Source organism: Bartonella sp. ML70XJBT, assembly GCF_028618425.1.
In the GTDB taxonomy this organism is placed as follows: domain Bacteria; phylum Pseudomonadota; class Alphaproteobacteria; order Rhizobiales; family Rhizobiaceae; genus Bartonella.
Genome location: NZ_JAQISX010000077.1, coordinates 1 through 1,665, shown reverse-complemented (window position 1 = coordinate 1,665; position 1,665 = coordinate 1). Strand labels below are relative to the sequence as shown.

General features: G+C 31.8%; 2 protein-coding genes and 2 pseudogenes. All 4 read left to right on the top strand.

The genetic code is table 11. The annotated features are described in order from the left end of the window. A pseudogene (locus PVV65_RS09650) lies at positions 1 to 90 on the top strand (trwi protein); the annotation flags it as partial. Positions 91 to 345: 255 nt separating this feature from the next. After that, complete coding sequence (locus tag PVV65_RS09645) at positions 346 to 489, top strand: TrwH protein (protein ID WP_273790010.1); 144 nt, start codon at positions 346 to 348, stop codon at positions 487 to 489. After that, complete coding sequence (locus tag PVV65_RS09640) at positions 486 to 1,247, top strand: type IV secretion system protein (protein ID WP_273790009.1); 762 nt, start codon at positions 486 to 488, stop codon at positions 1,245 to 1,247. Before PVV65_RS09645 ends, PVV65_RS09640 begins: the two co-directional genes overlap by 4 nt. Before the next feature lie 216 nt (positions 1,248 to 1,463). Further along, positions 1,464 to 1,665, top strand: a pseudogene (locus PVV65_RS09635) (trwi protein); the annotation flags it as partial.

Sequence of the window (1,665 nt, the reverse complement as noted above, 5' to 3'; positions counted from 1 at the left end):
TCCATCATGCTGTTACTCAAACTATCAAGTATTGCCAATTCTCTCGCAAAAGGCATAACATTTGGACATCTATGGAAACATAGAAGCTAGATAATATAACTAGATAATATAAAAAGCAGTGATTCTCATAACGAATACCCCTTAATATCCATAGGATCAAATAACCAAAATATCCAATCCTACAGTAAAAAATATTTGCACTGAAATTGAGAGATTTTTAACAATTAAAAGATGCAATTAAGAAAGTGAAATAATTACACATTATGCACTTTACTTTATATTCAAAATAGCAATAATGACAATAAATGTTAGGATGCATCTAACAATAAAAAGAGTAATATTAAAATGAAAAATATCATTCTGATGATTTTGATTGCAAATCTCTTATCGGCTTGTGCTTTAGCTCCAAAGCTAAAACAACCAAATGATAGAAACCGTGTGCCTATTAATAAAACAATCCCTGCCGAAATTAAGCGAGAAGACAGATGAAAAAGCGGTTTATTATAACAGGGAGCATTACTATTTTGGCAGTGCTGAATTTAATTTTAACATCTAACTTTAGCCGGGGTTCTGAGAATCAAAGTTCAACTGTTCAAACTCCTTTAACTTTTTCACAAGCAGACTATCTGAAAATTATTGGGTTATTAAATCAACAAATTAAAACAACCAAAGACCAGATAGAAAACACCAAAAAAATTCATCAAGCTATAACAGGAAATAGAATACAAAAACCATCAATAGGAGAGGATAAGAGTTTTTTCTTACAAGATTCATCTATCTACCCCCTCGCCAACACAGACTACTCTAACCCGAATGCTAAGAAAATTAAAAATTATGATTATTTAAAAGATCTTATATTTTCTGTTCAGACCGAAGAGAAAAGGAGCAATTTCTGGTATATGCCATGGCAGAACGCGCACGCAATAGTTGCTATGCGTCTTAAATATAGTGGAATTGTTGATAAAGCTGTAAGTTTACAAACTTTCAAAGACGCAGAAAAGCGTTTTACACAAATTATTAATTTCTTAAATGAAATAGATAAAACAAAAGATTTGAGAGAAGTTTTCGAACTACAAGCACGCATAAAAAATATGTCAGCCATGCTCCAAAATGAATATGCAAAGATGCAAATGGTCAGAAATTTAAGCAATAATGAAGAGCTTCTTATCGAAATACAAAAACGTAAATTATATGGAAAAATCTTAAACCCTGAAAACAAAAATGTGCCTAACATAAGATTTAACTAATAAAGCTGTTTACAACATTTGCTTTTTTTCATGAAAACAAAAGCCCATGTAGAGGGTTCAGTGCTATCACAATAACTTAAAAGGATACGGAAATTTTATCAAAGCCAAGGTATCATAATGAAAATACTCAAGTGATGTATAAATGAAAATAAAGCATTTAGCATGTATCTATGTTCCAAGATGATAAAGAATTAAAATTCGTTAAAGAGGAATTCCATGAGCTTTACTGTGTTCACGCAACTTTTCAATAAAATTGATCAGATAACACAAACATATGTCACGGATACTTCCTCAAAAGCCATAGCTACAATCACACCCTTTGTATCAATCGGGGTAGCAATCGCTTTTATCATCTATGGATGGCTTATTATGCGTGGTGCTATAGATATGCCGCTCTCAGGATTTGTAAACCGTTTCC

What these genes read in the sequence shown, in the direction of transcription:
- PVV65_RS09645 (WP_273790010.1), top strand. Translation starts at nt 346, where the DNA reads ATGAAAAATATCATTCTGATGATTTTGATTGCAAATCTCTTATCGGCT.
- PVV65_RS09640 (WP_273790009.1), top strand. Translation starts at nt 486, where the DNA reads ATGAAAAAGCGGTTTATTATAACAGGGAGCATTACTATTTTGGCAGTG.